Origin of the sequence: Ekhidna sp. (assembly GCF_040223195.1) — a bacterium.
Classification (GTDB): domain Bacteria; phylum Bacteroidota; class Bacteroidia; order Cytophagales; family Cyclobacteriaceae; genus Ekhidna.
In genome coordinates, this window is record NZ_JAVKDX010000007.1 from 102,435 (window position 1) to 119,321 (window position 16,887).

Sequence of the window (16,887 nt, forward strand, 5' to 3'; positions counted from 1 at the left end):
CAGGAAGTAAGTTGTTCCAATATTTTGAAAAGACCTATTTTCGAGAGTCGGAGAACAACGTAATATGACGAACAGACGAGAACCCACCCTATTTGAATCCCTTATCCCCATTTTATTTCTCATCCTGCTGCTGGTCATCAATGTAGGAATTTTTGGAAGCGAGGCGCTCGGCGGGTCCAACCAGATCGTGCTGATCCTGTCTGCAGCCGTAGCATCCATCGTGGCGATCAGGATCGGATTTAAATGGCAAGAAATCCAAGATGGGGTTGTCAAGAGTATTAGTTCGGCTATGGCCTCCATTCTTATTCTGCTACTGATCGGTTCACTAGCTGGAACATGGATGCTTAGCGGGGTAGTACCTGCCATGATTTATTACGGTCTACAAATCCTTAACCCTACCATTTTCCTTGTTGCCGCATGCATTGTCTGCTCCATTGTTTCCGTAGCTACGGGAAGCTCATGGACTACCTCAGCTACGGTGGGCATTGCGCTTATTGGAATTGGTCAGGCACTGGGGATTTCAGAAGGCCTGGTCGCCGGAGCTATTTTATCGGGTGCCTACTTTGGAGATAAAATGTCTCCGCTATCTGATACGACCAACCTGGCGCCTGCCATGGCTGGCACAGATCTTTTCACACACATCCGTTACATGACCATCACCACAGTTCCCTCCATTCTATTGGCGCTGGGTATTTTTCTGGTAATTGGCCTCACCAACTCCTCGGATGGCATAATTGAAGGCAAGCAGGCGATCCTGGCAGCCATCGACGGCACATTCAATATTTCCGGCTGGCTTTTCATTGTTCCGGTAGTGGTGGTAGTCTTAATCGTGAAGAAGATGCCGGCTCTTCCTGCACTGCTGATTGGCACCTTGCTGGGGGCAGTATTTGCGCTCATCTTCCAGCCAGACCTGGTTGCGGAGGTAGCAGCTACCGCCAGCTTCGACGGAAAACTTTACGAAACATTTGCTGGCATTTCCCCTGCACTAACCAATGGTTTCATTGGCACGATGCAGGCCATGTTTGGTGACATCTCTTTCACTACAGGAAATGCCGTGCTGGACGATGAGGGACTTTTGAGCAGCTCCGGAATGAACGGCATGCTGGGAACCATCTGGCTCATTCTTTCAGCTATGATTTTTGGAGGAGTGATGGAAGGTGCCGGGATGCTAAAGCGCATCGCCTCGGCTATCATTTCAAAAGTCAATTCCATTGGGTCGCTCATTTCAAGTACGGTAGGAACATGTGTGTTTTTTAACCTGACAGCCTCTGACCAATACCTGGCCATTGTAGTTCCGGGGAGAATGTATGCCGACACTTATCGCGAAAAAGGACTGGCGCCCGAAAACCTCAGTCGAACGCTGGAAGATTCAGGAACCGTCACTTCGGTATTGATCCCATGGAACACCTGTGGAGCTTATCATTCCACGGTTTTGGGAGTTGGGACATTGACCTATCTGCCTTATTGTTTCTTCAATATCCTCAGCCCGCTCATGACCATGCTGGTGGGATATACCGGGTACAAAATCAAAAAGCTGGTAAGCAAAGGTGAATAGTCGGTTTGCTGAACATATCACCAAAGAAGACATACAGTCTCTGCCCCTTTTAGCTTTCAAAGGAAAAATTCACACGCTCAATACAGAGAAAGAATGTGATCGGGCGGTGAAAAAACTCAGGGGGTTTGATACCCTGGGCTTTGATACGGAAAAGAAGCCCACCTTTGTAAGGGGTGAATACAACCACACCGCCATGGTTCAGCTTTCCACCATGGATGAGGCTTTCCTCTTCCGGCTAAACCTCATGGGGTACCCTTCATCCTTGTTTGACCTGATGGCCGACCACTCCATCCTGAAGCTGGGCATCAGCATTGATGACGACCTGAAAGACCTGAATAAGGCCCGCAGGTTCAAACCAAAAAACTTTACCGACCTGAACGATCTGGTGCGGGAGCTGGGAGTCAAACATATGGGTGTGAAAAAGCTGGCTGCAATTGTGCTGGAATCACGGATATCCAAAAACCAGCAGGTATCCAACTGGGAGGCTGAATCACTTACTGCTGCACAAAAAAAATATGCTGCGACCGATGCGTGGATATGCGTGGCTATTTACGACAAACTGAAGTCACGAGGATACGTTTAAACTTTTTCAATCTAACAAGTAAAACATGGTATTCAGAAAACTTGATCAAATAAATCCCAAGGAGTTGCTCCCGGGCTATACCGTTCGGTTTGTGCATGCCGAGCGCATGACGCTGGCTTACTGGGATGTAAAAGCGGGAAGTCCGCTACCGGAGCACTCCCACGAGCACGAGCAGGTGGCAAATGTTCTTGAGGGCGAATATGAGCTAACCGTCAATGGTGAAACCAGGAGATTGAAACACGGCGATGTGGCGGTGATCCCTTCCAATACGCTTCACTCAGGAGTAGCTATTACAGACTGCAAACTGCTGGATGTTTTTGCCCCGGTCAGGGAAGATTATTTAAACGCAAATTCATAAAAAAAGCGACCCGAATGAGTCGCTTTTACAATTGATTTCTGCTTCAATTAGCTTGGCCAGTTTCCTGACTCTGTTTCATTTCCTTCATCATCATAATAGGCATAGGTACCGGCAGTTCCATCTGCATTCCAGGTGGCTTCATAGTAAAGGTTGCCATCGATGGTATAGGATAGCTCACCGGAGTTATCATCATTCACTACAATGGAAATCATAAATCCACCGTCAGAATCAGACACAGTAAACAGGAATGAGCCATCAGTGTTTTCTTCCCAGGTATAAGTAATGACAGGAACAGTCTCTACCTCAGATACTCCAATTGCTGACCCGTAAATCTCCATGAAGCCTTCATTGGCCGTTTTGGATTGCTCAGCATAGATGAATAGTGCCGGAGTAGAACCATTCTGAGAGAAAAATATCTGGAAGATGTATTTGTTACTTTCCTCACATATCTGATAAGCCACGGTAAATGATTGGTCACCACTTCCATAACTATAGGTGTAGACCACAGCATTACCCCCACATGTACCAATCGGCACATTTGATTCCTCTGCTCCGGAGGTTTGGTTGAAAAGTGAAATCCAGGTCGTCATGGCATTGGCGGAAGTAAGGTTGGAGCTTATCTGAAGCGCATTTGGATCGCCCGAATTATTCAGATTATTGATAACCGTCTGATCAATGGGCGGATTGGATGCATCAAAAGCAAACTCTACCTCGCTAAGGTCAACGGAGGCTTCATCATCACTCCCACATGAAACAATAAAAAATAAGGAAAAAACAGTGATCAGCAATGTGATCTTTTTAAGGTGATTCATCATATCGATTCTTCTAATAATTAAAGTAATTATGTTAATAGTCCAAAATTAATGATTCAACCCGTCAAGACATGACCTGTTCCGGCATTCCTTTCTGAAAGTCGATGAAATACACAAAATGCTCGAAGAGGAAACCCGGAAAAATATCCCTTATGCATTGATATTTAAGAACGAGATAAGATATCATCAAAATAAAATCGTGCTAAGAACCAAAACCAACCAAGATCGTGTTATTCAAGCTTCATGAGTAAAAATAAAAATGTCACCTTCGCCTGGGCAGTTAAGCATATTATCTGGCCAAGAAAGAAAACCTTGTTGGTTGGATTCGTCCTGATCATCTTTAGCCGACTGGCTAGCCTGGTGCTGCCTGGAGCCACCAAATACCTGGTGGATGATGTGATCAAAAATTCTGATCTGGAAATGCTGAAAACGCTGCTGATCGTTGTGGTTATTGCTATCACGATCCAGGCTATCACCTCGTTTTTACTCACAAGGATCCTAAGTGTGGAAGCACAGCACCTGATCTCACAGCTCCGAACCAAAGTCCAGAAAAAAGTCCTCTCTCTCCCCATCAGCTACTTTGACAATACCAAATCCGGAGAGCTGGTATCTAGAATCATGACCGATGTGGAAGGTGTGCGAAACCTGGTAGGAACAGGTTTAGTACAGCTTGTGGGCGGAACGATCACTGCTATTATCTCATTGGTACTTCTTATCAATATCAGCGCCTCTATGACGCTCTTTGTGCTGGTGCCAGTTTCCATTTTTGCTTTCATTGCCATGAAAGCATTTGCTAAGATCAGACCGATCTTCCGTACCCGTGGACAAATCAATGCAGAAGTAACCGGCCGACTGACCGAAACCCTAAACGGTGTTCGTGTGATCAAAGGCTTCAATGCCGAGGAGCAGGAAAATACCATTTTCGAGCAGGGTGTTTTGAAGCTTTACAATAACATCAAATCCAGTCTTACCGCGACTGCATTTGTGACCAGCTCCGCTACGTTCCTGCTTGGATTGGCCAGCGTTGGGATCATGGGTATCGGTGGATACTACATCATCAATGGTGACATGACCATTGGGGACTTCCTGGCTTTCACTCTTTATCTCGGATTTATGATTGCCCCGATCGTGCAGATGAGCAACATTGGCAGCCAGCTTACAGAGGCCTTTGCCGGGCTGGACCGCACTGAAGAGATCATGAAAATGGATCCGGAGAACCTGCCGGACAAGCGTCCGATCATATTGGATTCAATCTATGGGGACATAGAATTTAAGGATGTATCGTTTGCCTATGAAGAAAACAAGGACGTCCTTCATGATATCAACTTCAAGGCTCCCCCGGGCTCGGTTACTGCGCTGGTAGGAAGCTCTGGTTCCGGCAAGTCTACCACGGCAAGTCTGGCGGCAACCTTCCTCACCCCACAATCCGGGCTGATCACAATCGATGGACAGGACCTTTCCAAAGTTAATCTGGAGAGCTATCGCAAACATTTGGGTGTCGTGCTTCAGGATGATTTTCTCTTTGAGGGGACGATCAGGGAAAACATCATCTTCCCTCGACCAAATGCTACTGAAGACGAAATACAAGCAGCAGTTAAAGGGGCTTATGTCAACGAGTTTACGGATCGGTTTGAAGATGGGCTGGAGACGGTCATTGGTGAGCGAGGCGTGAAATTATCAGGCGGTCAGCGTCAACGGATTTCCATTGCCAGAGCTCTCCTGGCCAATCCTAAAGTCATTATCCTGGATGAGGCGACCTCCAATCTGGATACGGAAAGTGAGATGTACATTCAGAAAAGCTTGAACATGCTCATGAAAGACCGTACCACGTTCGTAATTGCCCACCGGTTGAGTACCATCCGTCAGGCAGATCAGATCCTAGTGATTGAGGAAGGAAAGATCGTGGAGCGAGGCACCCACGATGAGCTGATTGCGAAGGAAGGAAGATACTTTGAGCTGTATACCTATCAGAGTAGGATATAGATCATTGGGGTATATTTGGGGAGTGGGAACACAATATGTGCATAACACTAATGTTAGGTGGTATAAAGCTCAATGACAGAAAAACGATTTAGATTTATTGTCAGGTGGATTTTTCCACCTATAACTTCTTCCCTTGCATTTGGAGTCGTTTTTATAAGTAACGCCTCTAAAAAACTTCTATCAGGTTCTGAATTCACTACTGAACTCTTAGTTGCATTTGTGGTAACACTCATTGCGGGAACTGTTGGAGGGTTGGCTTACTCAATATATCGACCACAATTCAGAAAGCTAGGACGTCATGCTGGAGACTTGTTAACTGGAGCAATAACCATAGATTTTTACTTTATCGCTATTTACAACATACTTCAATACAACGAGTTTGATCAAGGGTTAGCTGACGGGATTTGGGCATTAATGCTTTTTGCAACCGTAATATGAGCCTTTGCCGGATGGTACCTTAACATTACCAAAATGGAGATTGGACTAATCCAATATTTTTTGAATCTTTTCGGAGAAGATGATTTCGCTGAGGAGGAGGAAAAAACACCACCTAACACGCGCTGGTAATACATTTGTCGGACGGCATCTAGCTCCAAAGCCTCGGTTCGTGTCCTCACGAATGTTTGTGAAGACACAAACCCTAGCATTAGGAATTTTTCCATTGAGCTTTTAGCCCCAACGATCTTAAACAATATTACTAAACCTAATCCTTGGCAAACGCCCTTTACAAGTACATAAACAACTCAAATGATAAAACTACTGGACCGCTGTGACATAAGTCACAAGTTTATAATCATGAACTGTCTATTGTTGTGCTTTTAAATCTATCATTTATGAAAACATCAGTAGTATCAGGACTAGTCGGTTTGTTATTGATTACTTCCTGCGCCAAAGACGACAGCAATTCCAATACACTTCAGGAACAGATTGAGGAAGTGCTTCATGACAAGACCTTTGTGATTACCAGTTTCATCGATTCTGGGAATGATGAAACTAGCCATTTCAACTGCTATGCCTTTGAATTCAAATCGGACGGAACCGTCACTGCTACCAATGATGACGAAACCTACAATGGAACATGGAGCATCTCTAATGATGCGAGCGACGATAACAGTGAAAGTGACCTTGACTTCAACCTCCATTTCAGCGTGACCAATGCATTTGAAGATCTAAACGATGATTGGGATATTGTTAATTACAACGAAACCTCAATAGAATTGACGGATGTAAGCGGTGGTAATGGAGGTACGGACTTGCTTACTTTTGAGATCGGTAATCCCTCAACAAATTGTACCTCACAGATTCAATCAACAATACAAGCCAACGTGCAGAGCGGCACATGGCGTATCAAGAAATTTGTAGACTCTGACACAGACGAAACCATACATTTTGCAAACTACAACTTCACATTCATGAGTTCGGGTGTGCTACGTGCAACCAATGGAACGAATGATTATGAAGGCACCTGGAGTATCACAGATAGCAATAGTAATGATGATAGTCAGGATGATTTGGACTTCAATATTCATTTTAACCTGACTAATGATTTTGAAGATCTGAATGATGACTGGGATTTCATCTCCCAATCAGCTTCTGAGATTGAGCTCACCGATATAAGTGGGGGAAGCGGCGAGACAGACCTGCTGACGTTCGAAAAAAATTGAGACTATGACCCGTATCATCTAGAAGCACATTCAAAATGGTATTTTTTACATGTTAGTTTAACTGTCAATTTTATTTAAGAGTTGAAGAATCAAAGGTTCTGGCCCTTGCCTGTCTCATGTAGGCAAGGGCCAGAATGACTTTCTACTATAATCCTCATTCTTTTATCTTAGACCCATGGATGAAATACGAAAGTCACTCTCCTTCCTAAGCCCTGATCTGATCAAAAAGATTGAGGAATCCTCTGCTATCAAGGATATCCCAAAGGACACGGAGATCCTGCGTGAAGGCCAGTATGTCAAAGTCATCCCCATTGTTTTGGATGGACTGATCCGTGTTTTTTCCCGGTTTAGTGATAAGGAACTCCTCCTCTACTACATCAAGCCCAGTGAAAGCTGCATCATGTCATTTGCCTCCAGCCTTAAGAATGACCCAAGTAGAATCTTTGCGACCACCGAAGAAGACTCCCGGGTGCTCTTACTCCCCGTAGATGAAGTTTCCTCCTGGATCCATCAGTTCCCAAGCATCAACACCCTTTTCTATCAGCAATACAACCTGAGGTACAGTGAACTGCTCAATACCATCAGCCATGTAATCTTTGACAAGATGGACAAGAGGCTCTATGATTATCTCGTAGAGAAGTCTAACCTGACCAGGCAGAACCCCCTCAAAATCTCCCACCGGCAAATTGCCAGTGAGCTTGGAACAGCCAGAGAGGTGGTATCACGAGTGATGAAGAAACTGGAAAGTGAAGGTAAAGTGCTCCAACACTCCAATAGCATAGAAATTATGGTCGGTGACTAAAGTCACTGCATTGGCAAAAATTGGTTTCTACATTTGATCTCATGAACAGGGAAAAACTTGCAAAACTGGTGGGGGTATGCATTTTATGCGTCTGCATCGTTTACGGCATTGTCCTGATCATCGAATTTTTTAGCTAACTAAAACATCAATAAAATGAAAAAGAACATGGGATCAGCGGACAGAGTGATCAGGGTGATACTCGCTGCAGTATTGGCATATCTTTATTTCACAGGAGTATTGGTAGGCACCTTTGGTTTAGTGCTGGTAATACTCGCTGCAGTATTTGTACTTACAAGCTTAATCAGCTTTTGCCCACTTTACGCTCCTTTTGGGCTGAGTACCTGCAAGGTGAAGGAGAAGAGCTCATAACTGAGGTCCATTAATGATGGACGGAGCTCGCCCAAGGCGAGCTCTGATTTATTCATTTCGGATACTCTCTGTAGGATCAGAGATGGCAGCCTTATAGGTTTTAAGTGTCACGGTGATCAATGCGATGATCGCTGTAGCTACTCCTCCTACCAAGAAGACATACCAGTGGCTGGATAGTTGAATCCGGTAAGCATAGCCTCCTAACCAGTTGCTGATAAAGTACCAGCTTGCCGGGATCGCGAATAGTGAGGCAAGCAGCACCAATAGCACAAACTCTTTTGAAATCAATCCGATGATCTGCTGAACAGTAGCTCCCAATATTTTTCTAATTCCCAATTCCTTCTGCCTTTGCTGAGCAGAATAGGCTGCCAAACCGAAGATTCCCAGGCATGCCAAAAAGATCGAAATACCGGAAAAGGCACTAAACAATCTCGCCTGCTTTTGTTCCTCTTCATAAAGCCTGGCCAGGCTCTCATCCAAAAAATCATATTGCAAAGGAAAGCCCGGTGATAGCTTACGATATGTTTCATCGATGGCAATCAGGGATTCTTTGAAATCTTCTCCTTCTAATTTTACCACCACTCTCCCGCCAAAATTTTGCCCGGCAATAATTGCCATCGGCTCAATCTGGTCTTTTAGTGAAGTAAAATGGTAATCTCGCACTACTCCAATAACTGTTCGTTCCATATCATTCCAGCTTGGAAGCTTGACCTTCTTTCCTATTACTTCATTTGCCCCAAGTCCAATTTCGGCCAGTGCCATTTCATTGATGAGCATGCCATTCTCGACATCAGTTTTTAAGTCTGGTGAAAAATTGCGTCCAGCCAGCACTTCCAAATTCAGCACGCTCAAATAGGCCGTATCTGAAAACACCGTCCTGAACCTGAAATCTTCGTCTATGCCTGCGAATTGAAAAACAGAAACATCGTGAAATCCTCCCGGCTCACCACTCATATTAGAAACAGACTTGACAGAGGGGATGCTTTGAAGCTGCTTAATGAAGGTTTCTTTATTTGCCCGGATCTCCTGATTATACAAACTGATTACCACCACGGCATTTTTATCAAATCCAAGCTCTTTGTCAGTGAGGTATTTGGTTTGCTGAGATATCAGCACAGTGGCTACAATGAGAAAAATAGAAATGGAAAACTGAACCACCACCAGCCCTTTCCTCAGACCTACATTTTTGCCGGACGTGATTTTTCCTTTCAAAGCTGAGATGGGCTTGAAAGATGAAAGCAACAATGCCGGATATATTCCGGAGGTAAGCAACACCAATGTGAATAAGGCGGTGAAAAATATGATCACATTACTATCCAGCCAATTGAGCGAAATCTGAATATCGAAAAAGCGATTGAAAAGTGGATTGATCAATTCGCACAAGCCAATTGCCAAAAGGATGGAAAACAAGAGAATCATAACCGACTCCCCAAGGAATTGTAGTACAAGTCTTCCTTTGTTCACGCCCAATACTTTTCTCACTGCCACTTCCTTTGCTCGCATAAATGACTGGGCGATGGAGAGATTGACGTAATTGAAACATGCGATAAAAAGGATAGCGATGGCCACCAATCCTAAAACATAAATGGCATTGATATTTCCGTGAGCAGCAGGATCGTACCTGGTTTCGTCATCAAAGTAAACTTGCATCAGAGGCTCAAGCGCCAAATCTATTCTTGCCCCTGATTTCTTAAAGTCCTCTCCAAAGTACTTATCCATGAACCCCGCAAACTGCCCTTCTACCTGTTCAGCCACCGATTCATTAGGAATCTTGGCGTACGTCATCAGGTTATTATTCCACCAGTTTTTAAACCAATCAAACTGCTCGTAAAGCTGAAGAGAAGCCACAAAATCAAATCGGAGGTGAGTTTTGGCAGGCAAGTCATCCATAACTCCTGTTACAATAAAAGTGAACATATTATCCGCTTTGATTTCCTTGCCAATTGGATCTTCATTCCCGAAATATTTCTTGGCCATTTTCTTACTTAGCACCACCGAGTTAGGCTGCTCTAATACCGTCTTCGGATCACCGGAAAGGAGTGGGAATGAGAAGAATTCGAAAAAGTTGGCATCTGCCATGAGTATCTGATCCTCGTAAAACCTGCGCTCCCCCGCAGATACCAGTCCGGACTCGTTCAATGCGCGAGTGACACTTGAGATGGCGTCAGGAAAGTCATTCGTCAGCGCCTCGGCAAAGGGGCCGGAGGTCACTCCAATATCATATTTGGTACCATTGACCTCTGATTTTCTTATGACCCGATAAATCTGATCCTTATCCTGAATGAAAGAATCTGTGGCTATCTCAGAGAAGATATAGAAGTACAAAAAGATAGTGGCGACCAGCCCAAACGTGAAGCCTGATATGCTGATCAGTGAAGAAGACTTATAGCGATATAAGTTTCTTAGCGTGAGTAATGGATTAAATGAAAACATAGGTCCTGATTTTTGAGTTTTGATTGATTTGAGTGTAGATGGACGCAGATAGTTTACTACCTGAATCCAGTATTTTAGTCCTTTGAGTTTGCTGCTGCTCTCAGCATAATATTGATGAAGGTCACCCTGCAGCTCTTCTACCAACTCAGCTTTGCATAGCCATTGGATTAGCTTGAATGATATCTTCGGTGGCTGCACTTCCTTAGCCATTTGTAAACTTCAATTCAAATGAAGGCACCTGGCTCCACAGGCTTGCACGCATTTCTTTTACTTCATTCAGGGCTGTTTTACCATCCGCAGTGAGTTCATATATGCGTTTTCTCCTGCCCCCCCTTTCCTGTGTGGCACCTCCAAGTTCAGATTTCAGAAAATCCTTTTGCTCCAGTCTGCTCAAAGTAGTGTGCAAAGCGCCCATGGAAATGGATCGATTGACCTGCTTTTTGATCTCATCTTTTATTCTGAGCATATATGCTTCCTCCTGAAGTATTAAAACTACCAGTAGCAGTAGTTCTTCGAATTCACCCAGATTAGTACCTTTCATATTAGTTTCTATTTTGCAGACTAATATACGATAGGCTTACTTTATATGTTTCGATAAAGTAGAAAGAAATCAATTATTTGATCAAATGGGGGTAATGGATCAATCCAATGCCTCTTTCAGCACGGAAATACCCAGCAGGTAGGCATTGGAAATAAGGCCATCCTGTACTTTGAGTTCTTTTAGTAGCTCTTTTTTGTATTCGGAGAGACTGGTGCCTGAGGTTTTATTCAGGGCATCTCCTATGATTATGCCAGAGGTCATAAAGCCGATTACGAGAAGGGATTTCTTAAACCAGTTTAATTCTGTGAGCTTTTTCATGACTTTCTGTTTGGTGTGTTTACGTGGTTAGTACGTAGAAGTCTGAATTTATTACAGAGAAAACAGAAAAATGTTTCGAACTGGGCAATAAAAAAAAGCTACTCCCTTTCGAGAGTAGCTCCATTAAATTCCAACAAATCTTCTTTTACCAAATTTTCACACGCTCTTCTTCCGGTCTCCATAACTCGTCTCCTTCCTTAATGTCAAACGCAGCGTAGAACGTTTCCATGTTTGTCAAAGGGCCTATAGCTCTGAACATGCCCGGAGAATGCGGATCTGTAAGTACCTGAGTTCTCAGGGTTTCATCCCGATATTTTGTTCTCCAGATGGTAGCCCAAGAAATGAATAACCTCTGCTCAGGAGTGAATCCATCGATCAAGCCGGGGTTTCCATTTTCAGCCAAATGAATCTGAAGTGCATCATATGCGGCGTTGAGACCACCAAGATCCCCAATGTTTTCACCAAGGGTCAGCTTGCCTTGTACATAGACACTATCAAGTGCTTCATAGGCATCAAACTGGGCAACCAGCTTTTCACTTCTTTCTTCGAATCGCTTCTTGTCATCTTCCGTCCACCAGTTCACCATATTTCCCTGGAAATCAAATCGGCTACCCTGATCATCAAATCCGTGAGAAATCTCATGACCAATCACCGCACCCATGCCGCCATAGTTGACTGCCGCATCAGCGGTGTAGTTGTAGAAAGGTGGTTGAAGGATGGCTGCAGGAAATACAATCTCATTGTTTAATGGATTGAAATATGCATTCACCGTCTGAGGGTTCATCCCCCATCGCTGCTTATCCACTGGCTCGCCAATCTCTTTGATGTTTTCCTGAAACTGCCATCTCCAGGCATTTTCCATGTTGCCATAGTAGCTGTAAGTCTCCCCGCTGGTTTCCACCTTCAAGGCAGAGTAATCCCTCCATTTGTCCGGGTATCCTATTTTCACAGTCAGGTTGTTCAGTTTCTTCAGTGCCTGCTCTTTTGACTCTTCAGACATCCAATCCAGATTTTTGATACGAGCATCAAACGCCTTCATTAGATTGGCCACCATTTCCTCCGCACTAGCTTTTGCTTCAGGAGGGAATGTTTCCGCGACATAGACCTTGCCAATTGCCTCTCCGATCACTCCATTGGTAGAAGAGAGCACACGCTCAGATCTTGGTCTCATTTGTTCGGTTCCACTGATCACCTTGCCATAGAAATCAAAGTTTGCCTGCACCATCTCATTGCTTAGAAAGTTTGCAGCCTGATTTACCACATTCCAGGCAAGATAATTTTTGATCTTAGCCATGTCTACCTCATTGATGGTAGCTGTCACCTCTTTCATAAATTTTGGCTGAAGCACAATCAGTGTATCCACCTTAGACATATCCACACCCACTTCGTTGAGGTATGCATTCCAGTCTAATGCAGGAGACAGCTCTTGAAGTCCTGAAACAGTCATTGGGTTGTACAGCGCCGGGATATTTCTTGCCTCAATTGGCGTGAGGGATGCAAGGGCGAGTCGATTTTCTATTTCCATCACATCGTTAGCCATCGCTTCGGAATCCCCCTCTACTCCGGCCAAATCCATCATTCGACCTACGTGAGCAATGTACTTTTCCCTGATCTCTTTCGACTTTGCATCGTCCTTGGTGTAGTAATCCCTGTTTGGAAGACCTAACCCACCAGCTGTCACATAAAGTGCATTGATCTTGCTATCCATCAGGTTGGCAAAAGAGGCCACCCCATGAAAGGATCCGTATCCTGAGCTGTGCATATCAGCTAATAGGCTTTGAAGATCCTCCTTACCAGAAATAGCATTGATTTGCTCCATCCATTTAAACAATGGCTTGGTGCCCACCCTTTCTGCCAGCGTTGAATCCATACCGACAGAAAAGAAATCTATTGCCTTTCTTTCATCTGTGCCATCGCCAAAATCGGGATTTTGAGCGGAGCGGTCCATGATATCCAGCATGATCTTGTCATTCTTTTTCCGTAGCTCCGGGAATCCACCCCAGCGACCCTGATCGGCTGGTATTTCAGTTTTGTCCAACCAACTGCCATTGGCAAATCGGTAAAAGTCCTCTTTAGGATCCACTCCCTCGCCCATCATCGATAGGTCCAAACCTGGAGGCATTTCTTTGGCTTTTGCATCTTCCTGCGGTGCGGTGCACGAGCCAAGAAGTACGACTGCCAATACAATTAGCATTGAGTTTTTCATAGTTTTATGATTGGTTTTTAGAATCTTAAAAGTATGAAAATGAAGTAGTTAAAACTATCTGATCAGGCTAAATGGTAAAAAAAGTTGATGAGCGAGCATCTATTCAGCTAATCTTCCACAATTACAATGGGGAAGTCTTGTCCTCTGGAAAAAGTGTGCGGGTATTGAGGGCTTCCTTTGTATTTGATGCTGAGCTCTGGTACCTGGTCATCCAGGTATGATTTCAGCTCGTAGATGGTGACTTTTCCATCCTTAGGTGCTCCATCCGCATCTCCTGCCAGCCCTTTTAGCAACGCATACGTGAATAGCCCATGGCCCAGCGACTCAAACTCAGTGGCATATTGCTCGCTACCCGCTGCGGCCATCACATGGATGCCAGAACTACGGGACAGCTGTGCGATGGCTTTTTCCTCGGGAGCCCCACGCTGGGCCAGCACCTCTACCGATCCCCCGGACTGGCATGCATCCATAATAATAAGCTGCTTGAGTGCTTTGATATCCAACATGGCCTGCTGAAGTTGAGACGCCTTTATTCCATACTCATCAATTTTGTCGCTATCGTAAAGCCTGCTTGCGTTGGAAGACACGAGGTAGAAATCACCATCCACCATGCTGCCATGGCCGGCATAGTAAAACACAAAAACATCGTTGACGGAAATCTGATCGTTCAGGCTGGAAACCTTTGCCAGTATGTTCTCTTTGGTGGCGTCTCTATCAAAAATCTGATGTAGCACTACTTTTGAATATATCTCCTCGCCCTGCTGCTTCATTTGCGTAGCAAAAGAACTGGCATCTGTCTTAGCGTAATTCAGGTTCAGGGATTTGTTTTGGTATTCATTAATTCCAACAGCCAAAATATGACAGGTGCTTCCCGGGACTTTGGAATCTGAAAACAAACTCACTTTGGCTTTATTGGACTCCAGGTTTGCGTTGGAAGAAGCTATCGCCATGAATTCATTATGACCTGCCACTAGTGGGAATTCAATGGTGTAAATTTTCGCATTGTCATCGGAGCGAACCTTTTGAATCTGTGATTCCAGCGGCACTCTCTTTCCATTGTGAAAAAGCCTCACCTCATTGACTCCACCTCCGGCATCTTCTGCCTTCAGGTAAAGCTTAGCTGTTTCATTCTCCACCAACCCTGATAGCTTAAGCACGGGTGGCGGGTTTTTGTCCATCAACTGTCCCATTGACTTGGTGCCTGCTTTTGAGGGACTGAAGATATCCTTTACCAGGCCGGGCACATAAAATTCCTCCATCAGCTGATCTGCGCCAACTGCCTCCATCCCTCTCACAAAATGAATGTTGGAAATTGCATCATCCGTGGCATCAAAATACCCATCAGGCGTTTTCACCATCCAGTCGTTTTTCCCTATCTGGATATGCTCAAACAGTTCTTTGCGCTCATCGAAATCCCAGAATTTTGTTACCCCGTCCACATCCGTCGTCATCATGAGATTATCCCGGATATCCAGGCCATTGATCTCCGCCTGATGGCCATCCAGTTGATTGATGATCCCGGACGTATTTCTATCCCAAATGGTCACCAGTCGGTCGGCCCCCACGGATATGATTTGGACTTCTTTCAAAAGAGCAGAAAAAACAGGTTTATCTGATTTGAAACGCTTCTTGATCAACCCGCTATACAAGTCCCAGAGAATGATACTCCCATCCCAACCGGCGGATAAAATCTCGTCTCCATACACACGAACAGTCGTAACATTATCTGTGTGACCGATGAATTCCTTGACAAATTTCTTTGTCTCTACTTCCCAAAGCTTCAGGGTTTTATCCAGCATTGCTACGACCAGATAGGCGTCATTTTCGGTGAAGTCAAACGCATAGGTAGAAGCACCCTCGTTGTAGATATAATTATAACGCTCCCAAGTTTCCGTATTCCAAAGACTGATCACACCATCCCAGGCGGTGCTCGCCAGGAGTTTCCCATTATTACTTAGGGTGAGATCGAAAATCGGCTCCCTGTGAGCATTGATTTTCTTTATCACTTCACCTGTTTCCTCATTCCAGATAATAATTTTTCCATCCCCGGCACCAGAGGCCATGGTTTGCTGATCTATCCGTTCAAAGCATAGTACTCCCTTTTCATGGCCGATATATTCCATGGATATGGATGCGCTTTTCACATTCCATTTGCGGGCCTTGCTCCCCGTTTTGCCTACATAGAAATCATGACTATCCAGCATTCGAGCTGGCTTATATTTGACCCATTTGGCGATGTAGTGTTCCCAGTAGCTGCCCAGGTCATAATCCAAACCTGTGCTCGACTGATTCAGGATCCCTTCATACCGCCTGATTTCATTTCCCTCGTAATCGGTCACAACCACGACCTTATCTACCGCAATAGCGATCTCCTGCTCTTTGGGGTGGAATGTGGCATCATTGATCTCAGCACCCATGCTCCATTTGGAATGAAGTTTACCGGACTTACTCAGATACACAAAGACCGAATCTTCCGTGGCAGCCAGGAAGTGATCTCCAGATGGTTGGAATTCTACGGAAGCTATATCTCTGAAGGATCTTTGCCCCTCCCACTCCTTCTTACCTGAAGATAGATTGTACCTGGTAAAAGTGGTTCCATTTGAAAGCTTCAGTAGTTGATTTTCCCGGATATCAGTAATCGAACCGCAACCTCCGCAGTAACCAGCCTCGGGTTTGAATTCGTAGATCAGAGACCAGTCTGTGGTGGAATAAATCTTTGCCGTTCGGTTGTCTTCTCCCACAGCCAAATACTTCCCGTCTGGGCTAAAGGTCACGCTCACTCCATATCCTACACCTCTATCAGCATTGGCTTTGATTTTCATGAGCAGCGAGAAACCATCTGTTTTGAAAATGGAAATAGAATCTGCATAGCTGCCCACCGCCAGCAAATCTCCATTTGGGCTAAAGTCTACCGAGGTGACAAACTCTGCTAGTTTTTTGCTCTGCCAAATCAGTTGCCCAGTTTCCATATCCCATACTCCAGCTGTGCCGTCTGCACTACTGGTTGCGATCATTTTTTCATAAACGGCGAATCCATTAACTGTATGATCATGCCCCAGCATAGTCCTGATTTCCTTGCCAGATATAGCATCCCAGATTTTTACGCTCTTGTCTCTGCTAACCGTAATGAGGAATTTTCCATTGCTGGTGAAGGCCACAGATTTGATGGCTTCCCCGTGTCCTTTTTGGATGACTGCCTGAAACGACTGAGCCCCTGCAAAACAGAGGCTCAAAAGACTTAGTAATGAAATTAAATTCTTCAC

Annotated in this window: 14 protein-coding genes; 8 read left to right on the plus strand and 6 right to left on the minus strand. The window is 44.8% G+C overall.

The annotated features are described in order from the left end of the window. Positions 1 to 64 precede the first annotated feature (64 nt). The 3 genes from nhaC to RLN88_RS03280 are packed head-to-tail and all read left to right on the plus strand — an operon-like array spanning position 65 to position 2,496. Positions 65 to 1,555: a Na+/H+ antiporter NhaC gene (gene nhaC, locus RLN88_RS03270; RefSeq protein ID WP_350219945.1), complete on the plus strand. Its 1,491-nt coding sequence runs from the start codon at positions 65 to 67 to the stop codon at positions 1,553 to 1,555. Then, on the plus strand, positions 1,548 to 2,138 hold the full coding sequence (locus RLN88_RS03275) for a 3'-5' exonuclease (RefSeq protein WP_350219946.1): 591 nt from the start codon (positions 1,548 to 1,550) through the stop codon (positions 2,136 to 2,138). The genes nhaC and RLN88_RS03275 overlap by 8 nt, the downstream gene beginning before the upstream one ends. Positions 2,139 to 2,163: 25 nt before the next feature. Continuing rightward, positions 2,164 to 2,496 (plus strand): cupin domain-containing protein, encoded by a 333-nt coding sequence (locus RLN88_RS03280; RefSeq protein ID WP_350219947.1) that lies wholly within the window; start codon positions 2,164 to 2,166, stop codon positions 2,494 to 2,496. Positions 2,497 to 2,543: 47 nt separating this feature from the next. Here the strand turns inward: RLN88_RS03280 and RLN88_RS03285 are convergent, their stop codons facing one another. Continuing rightward, positions 2,544 to 3,311: a hypothetical protein gene (locus tag RLN88_RS03285; protein WP_350219948.1), complete on the minus strand. Its 768-nt coding sequence runs from the start codon at positions 3,309 to 3,311 to the stop codon at positions 2,544 to 2,546. Between the two features lie 240 nt (positions 3,312 to 3,551). Between RLN88_RS03285 and RLN88_RS03290 the strand changes: the two genes are divergently transcribed. The 5 genes from RLN88_RS03290 to RLN88_RS03310 all read left to right on the plus strand — a co-directional run bounded on the left by RLN88_RS03290 (position 3,552) and on the right by RLN88_RS03310 (position 8,126). Then, the gene (locus RLN88_RS03290; RefSeq protein WP_350219949.1) at positions 3,552 to 5,291 is read left to right on the plus strand and encodes an ABC transporter ATP-binding protein; all 1,740 of its coding nucleotides are present in this window, start codon (positions 3,552 to 3,554) and stop codon (positions 5,289 to 5,291) included. Positions 5,292 to 5,363: 72 nt separating this feature from the next. Further along, positions 5,364 to 5,729, plus strand: a complete 366-nt coding sequence (locus RLN88_RS03295) for a hypothetical protein (RefSeq protein WP_350219950.1) — start codon at positions 5,364 to 5,366, stop codon at positions 5,727 to 5,729. 395 nt (positions 5,730 to 6,124) lie between these two features. Beyond that, positions 6,125 to 6,955 carry a hypothetical protein gene (locus tag RLN88_RS03300; RefSeq protein ID WP_350219951.1) on the plus strand — a complete coding sequence of 277 codons (831 nt, stop codon included), beginning with the start codon at positions 6,125 to 6,127 and terminating at the stop codon, positions 6,953 to 6,955. A gap of 175 nt (positions 6,956 to 7,130) precedes the next feature. Continuing rightward, positions 7,131 to 7,757, plus strand: coding sequence for a Crp/Fnr family transcriptional regulator (locus tag RLN88_RS03305; protein WP_350219952.1), 627 nt, complete (start codon positions 7,131 to 7,133; stop codon positions 7,755 to 7,757). A 153-nt stretch (positions 7,758 to 7,910) separates the two neighbouring features. Next, a complete protein-coding gene (locus RLN88_RS03310) occupies positions 7,911 to 8,126 on the plus strand; it encodes a YgaP family membrane protein (protein ID WP_350219953.1) in 216 nt (71 codons plus the stop codon). A gap of 48 nt (positions 8,127 to 8,174) precedes the next feature. On the opposite strand, the gene RLN88_RS03315 is transcribed toward RLN88_RS03310, so the two are convergent. The 5 genes from RLN88_RS03315 to RLN88_RS03335 all read right to left on the minus strand — a co-directional run bounded on the left by RLN88_RS03315 (position 8,175) and on the right by RLN88_RS03335 (position 16,887). Then, positions 8,175 to 10,769: an ABC transporter permease gene (locus RLN88_RS03315; RefSeq protein WP_350219954.1), complete on the minus strand. Its 2,595-nt coding sequence runs from the start codon at positions 10,767 to 10,769 to the stop codon at positions 8,175 to 8,177. Then, the gene (locus RLN88_RS03320) at positions 10,762 to 11,100 is read right to left on the minus strand and encodes a PadR family transcriptional regulator (protein WP_350219955.1); all 339 of its coding nucleotides are present in this window, start codon (positions 11,098 to 11,100) and stop codon (positions 10,762 to 10,764) included. Before RLN88_RS03320 ends, RLN88_RS03315 begins: the two co-directional genes overlap by 8 nt. Before the next feature lie 99 nt (positions 11,101 to 11,199). Then, complete coding sequence (locus RLN88_RS03325) at positions 11,200 to 11,418, minus strand: hypothetical protein (RefSeq protein ID WP_350219956.1); 219 nt, start codon at positions 11,416 to 11,418, stop codon at positions 11,200 to 11,202. Between the two features lie 145 nt (positions 11,419 to 11,563). Continuing rightward, positions 11,564 to 13,624, minus strand: coding sequence for a M13 family metallopeptidase (locus RLN88_RS03330; protein WP_350219957.1), 2,061 nt, complete (start codon positions 13,622 to 13,624; stop codon positions 11,564 to 11,566). Between the two features lie 107 nt (positions 13,625 to 13,731). Beyond that, positions 13,732 to 16,887, minus strand: coding sequence for a WD40 domain-containing protein (locus tag RLN88_RS03335; RefSeq protein ID WP_350219958.1), 3,156 nt, complete (start codon positions 16,885 to 16,887; stop codon positions 13,732 to 13,734).

Excerpts from the sequence above, each read along its gene's own strand:
- RLN88_RS03315 (WP_350219954.1), bottom strand. The coding sequence starts at position 10,769 with ATGGCTAAGGAAGTGCAGCCACCGAAGATATCATTCAAGCTAATCCAA.
- RLN88_RS03290 (WP_350219949.1), top strand. The coding sequence starts at position 3,552 with ATGAGTAAAAATAAAAATGTCACCTTCGCCTGGGCAGTTAAGCATATT.
- RLN88_RS03310 (WP_350219953.1), top strand. The coding sequence starts at position 7,911 with ATGAAAAAGAACATGGGATCAGCGGACAGAGTGATCAGGGTGATACTC.
- RLN88_RS03325 (WP_350219956.1), bottom strand. The coding sequence starts at position 11,418 with ATGAAAAAGCTCACAGAATTAAACTGGTTTAAGAAATCCCTTCTCGTA.
- RLN88_RS03305 (WP_350219952.1), top strand. The coding sequence starts at position 7,131 with ATGGATGAAATACGAAAGTCACTCTCCTTCCTAAGCCCTGATCTGATC.
- RLN88_RS03300 (WP_350219951.1), top strand. The coding sequence starts at position 6,125 with ATGAAAACATCAGTAGTATCAGGACTAGTCGGTTTGTTATTGATTACT.
- RLN88_RS03320 (WP_350219955.1), bottom strand. The coding sequence starts at position 11,100 with ATGAAAGGTACTAATCTGGGTGAATTCGAAGAACTACTGCTACTGGTA.
- RLN88_RS03295 (WP_350219950.1), top strand. The coding sequence starts at position 5,364 with ATGACAGAAAAACGATTTAGATTTATTGTCAGGTGGATTTTTCCACCT.
- RLN88_RS03330 (WP_350219957.1), bottom strand. The coding sequence starts at position 13,624 with ATGAAAAACTCAATGCTAATTGTATTGGCAGTCGTACTTCTTGGCTCG.
- RLN88_RS03280 (WP_350219947.1), top strand. The coding sequence starts at position 2,164 with ATGGTATTCAGAAAACTTGATCAAATAAATCCCAAGGAGTTGCTCCCG.
- nhaC (WP_350219945.1), top strand. The coding sequence starts at position 65 with ATGACGAACAGACGAGAACCCACCCTATTTGAATCCCTTATCCCCATT.
- RLN88_RS03285 (WP_350219948.1), bottom strand. The coding sequence starts at position 3,311 with ATGATGAATCACCTTAAAAAGATCACATTGCTGATCACTGTTTTTTCC.